The 3,603-nt window shown below is 64.1% G+C and carries 4 protein-coding genes; 1 reads left to right on the top strand and 3 read right to left on the bottom strand.

All coding sequences use genetic code 11. The features are described from left to right. Positions 1-450: Tn3 family transposase (locus KYX69_RS22990; protein ID WP_300501668.1), on the top strand; the 450-nt coding region annotated here is incomplete at its 5' end. A gap of 554 nt (positions 451-1,004) precedes the next feature. On the opposite strand, the gene KYX69_RS22985 is transcribed toward KYX69_RS22990, so the two are convergent. The 3 genes from KYX69_RS22985 to KYX69_RS22975 all read right to left on the bottom strand — a co-directional run. Then, the gene (locus KYX69_RS22985) at positions 1,005-2,087 is read right to left on the bottom strand and encodes a relaxase/mobilization nuclease domain-containing protein (protein ID WP_300501667.1); all 1,083 of its coding nucleotides are present in this window, start codon (positions 2,085-2,087) and stop codon (positions 1,005-1,007) included. Continuing rightward, positions 2,087-2,638, bottom strand: a complete 552-nt coding sequence (locus KYX69_RS22980) for a hypothetical protein (protein ID WP_300501666.1) — start codon at positions 2,636-2,638, stop codon at positions 2,087-2,089. Before KYX69_RS22980 ends, KYX69_RS22985 begins: the two co-directional genes overlap by 1 nt. Before the next feature lie 193 nt (positions 2,639-2,831). After that, positions 2,832-3,603 (bottom strand): ParB/RepB/Spo0J family partition protein (locus KYX69_RS22975; protein WP_300501665.1); only part of this gene is annotated, 772 nt, incomplete at its 5' end.

Raw genomic sequence — 3,603 nt, 5'->3', positions numbered from 1 at the left:
AGGCTGGATTTTGCATTGGCTGAACTGGGCCGTATCGAGCGCACTTTGTTCACGCTCGATTGGCTTGAACAACCGGAACTGCGACGTGCCTGTCAGGCCGGTCTCAACAAAGGCGAGGCGAGGCACACGCTTGCCGCCGCCATCTATACCAACCGGCAGGGTCGGTTCACCGATCGCTCGCTGGAAAATCAGGAATTTCGCGCATCTGGGCTGAACCTGCTGATTGCGGCGATTTCCTACTGGAACACGGTCTATCTCGACCGGGCCGCCCAGCACCTCAACGCTGTCGGCACGACGTTCGATGCGGCACTGCTTGCGCACCTTTCTCCGATGGGCTGGGCGCACATCAGTCTGACCGGCGATTACCTCTGGGAGCAGGCCAGGCGACTTCCAGCAGGTGAATTCCACCCACTCAACGAGCCAATGGCGCGGTTGAAGCGTGTAGCGTAGCCCATGTTCCGCTTATGTCCGAGAAATCGTTGTCTGGCGAACAAACCTTGAGGTGACGCCCGGGACCGCTGGACAACTTGCCGCTTACGGTCGAATCCAGCCACGATCGCAAACTGGCGCGCATGGGCGGGCTGATCGTGCTGATGTTCCAATCCCCTGCCGTCTCTGAGCGACACGATACCCTGCGCCTCGCCGGTGGATGCTGGGACTACACCATATACCGCCCGCATGTGAGCTTCATGGTGGACGACCGGCGCGATCTGCGAAGCGCCCGACCTTTCCACGGCCCGCTGAGGTTTGGCCCGGAAATAATCGACCGGGGCTGGTAGGCGCGCAATGGCTCGCGGCGCTTTCCCTTTCGTCGCTCGCAGTTCCCAACACGGCCGATTTGCCGTTGATGGCATTGCCGATGACGATGGCAGGATTGATTGTCGCCTGTTATGTCGACGCACGCCCGCTGCTCCCCCCGAGCATCAGGCACCACTCCCGGCGGCGTCCAAGCCCCTTTGCCGCGCCGCCGCCGGGAGACCAATCGCCGCGAACCACCGCACTTGCTACCGCCGCCGCGTCGGCGCCGGTCTTTCTGGCGTCGGCGGATCGTGCCGCTGTTGCTGACGCTCCTGGGCGGCCTTCACCCTGCCCGCTGCGTCCCTAAAGGCGCGATCGGGGACAGTTTCGATTGTCGGCCGCTCTTTAAGGAACTCCCGCACATCGCGCGCAAGGGCGCGATCGGCGTTGCTGTCGCTACGCCCAAGCCGCTCGGCCGCCGCCTCATAGCGCCGGCGCGTCTCTTCCCAGCGCTCCTTAGCCTTCGACACGAAAATAGGCTGCTGGCCCTCCCCCAGCGCGACCATCATCGCTTCCCGGGCCTGCTGCAAATCGGCGTCCGTAGGCTGTCGTGATGCGCCGCTGAGGATCTTCGCTCGCATCTGTGTAAGGGCCATACTGACCCCTGCCCTGCCCTGCCCGCGCGAGTAGCGCGGCGTCGCCTCGGCCTCGACGCCGCGGCTGCGCAGCGCTTCGGCGAACGCCTCGCGAAACTTGAACAGATCCTCGCGGCGGGGATCGAAGCGCTTGCGGTCCATCCCTTCGGCCTGGACGGTCAGATGCACATGCGGGCGCGGCGTGTCGGTATGGAGCGCCATCAGATAATCGTGGTTGTCGCCAACCATGCGATCGGCCGCCTCCCGGACCGCCTGCTTGACGGTTTCCGGATCGGTGCCCTGCGGCATCGAGAAAATCATAGAGACGGCCGAAACGCTGGTGCCCTGACGCCAATAGAGCGAGTCCGACCACTCTTCGGCGATGCGGGCGATGTCGGCCTTGTCCCTGATCTGCTCGCCGTCGCGTGTCTCGAGAACGATGTCGCCCTTACGGCCGATATAGTCGAGATGCGCCGCAAGGTGGGCCGCGCCCTTCTTCCGGCCAGTCACCTTCACCACCACTTCGGGCGACTTCCGCACCACGCGCGCGAGAACTTCGCGAACGTCCATCAACCGGGGCGGCGGGCTCGTATGCGGCGCGAACTGGCCGGTGCCGCTGACGATCTGCCTGGCATATTTCAGGTTCGGGTCGCCGAACACCCGTGGCCGAAAGACCGGCTTTAGCGCGCCCCACAGCTCGTCCTCAAATGCCATTAGTCTGCTACCTGCCAGAACGACGTATCGCCGCGCAGCGCGTCGCCCAGCGCCGCCACTTGCTCGTTGATCTCTGCGCGCATGTCGATGATCCGGCGCAGCTCGCGTTCGATCTGTAGGCCGCTGTCAGCCATCATCGCGGCATTGCCCGCCTTCATGGCCTGATTGAGATTGCGGCCGATGCGCTGCAACTGCATCCGGATCGGTGCAACAGCGTCGCGAAGCCCATCGTCGACGTGCCCCTTCAGGCCGATATGGCGGCGTGCAAGCGCCTTTATCCATCCGGCGCGATCGACACCCCTCTGAGCGGCGCGCGCGTCCAGCACGGCGATTTCAGCGTCTGTCAGCGAGATTGAAATGCGGTTGCCTGCGGGCTCCGCTCGCGGGGCAACGCGCGGCGCGTCACCGACGCGGCTCATGGCCTGGTCGAGCAAAGATCGCAAAAGCGCGCTCCTGCCTCCCCTTCCCTCTGCGAGCGCATCGAAGGCGGCGAGCGTCGCGCGGTCAACGCGGACTGTCATCATCGCCTTGGCTTCGGTGGGGGGTGTCATCGGTTGCGTCATCCTCGCTTGCGAGGTGTAGTGTAATACAATGAACGCAGCAACCCCTATCCTGCCATAAAACACACCCCACTACTTCACACTCTTTTCTGTGGCACGTGCCACAATCTCCGATGTGCTTTGAGCGACGAAACGCGGAAATGGGAGATCGGCGAGCGCAGCGAGTCCCCCTCTCTGGCGGTCGCTACTGAACGAAACGGACGGTCCGGGGCTCATCTTCGCCATCGAAGTGCAACACCGCTTCAATGATCCGTGCGCGCTTGCCTTCAACGTCGATGAAGCGCGCTGCATCGGCCTGCCTGCCCCTTCTCGCCACCGGCGCGCGTGGCTCAACGGAGTCATTCGCGGAAGGAAGAAATTGGGCTTTACCCCCCTCCCCTTCGCCCGCCACCTTCGCTGGCTGCTGATCCTTTGCGGCCTTCCCGGTAGTCGCTGGCTCCTGCGCCTTGCCCCCCACGTCTCGGGCGAACTGCTCGCACGCTCTAACGGTCAGACTGCCAACCGACGCGCTCTCAAGGAAGGCGCGGGTTACGGCCTCGTCGCGCTGGGCGGCGCTCAACAGGGCTGCGGCACCACGCGCGGAAATATCGTCCAGTCTGGCCGTGATGAAGTCGGGAGCCGATGCGAGCGACTGATAGCGGGCAAGCGTTGCTCGATCGCGGCCCGTGACGCGCGCCAGCTCGCTAACGGATCGTCCGGCATTCACCTGGTCAGCGACGAACGCTATCATGTCGAGCGCGGAAAGCTGCTCGCGCTGGTCGTTCTCAATGAACTGATCGATCCGCACTTGAGCGGCGTCGGTCTGCTCACCGACGATCGCGCGCACGGGGATTCCGATATGCTGACAGGCCCGCCACCTTCTCTCCCCGAAGTGCACCATATGGCGACCGTCGGCGTCCGCTGGCGCAACCGTGATCGGCTGTAGCTGGCCCCGCTCCTTGATCGTCGCCGCAAGG

This window comes from Sphingomonas sp. (assembly GCF_030145815.1).
Taxonomy (GTDB): domain Bacteria; phylum Pseudomonadota; class Alphaproteobacteria; order Sphingomonadales; family Sphingomonadaceae; genus Sphingomonas.
Note: the sequence above shows the minus strand (reverse complement) of the source record. Positions and strands in the feature narration are given on the sequence as shown.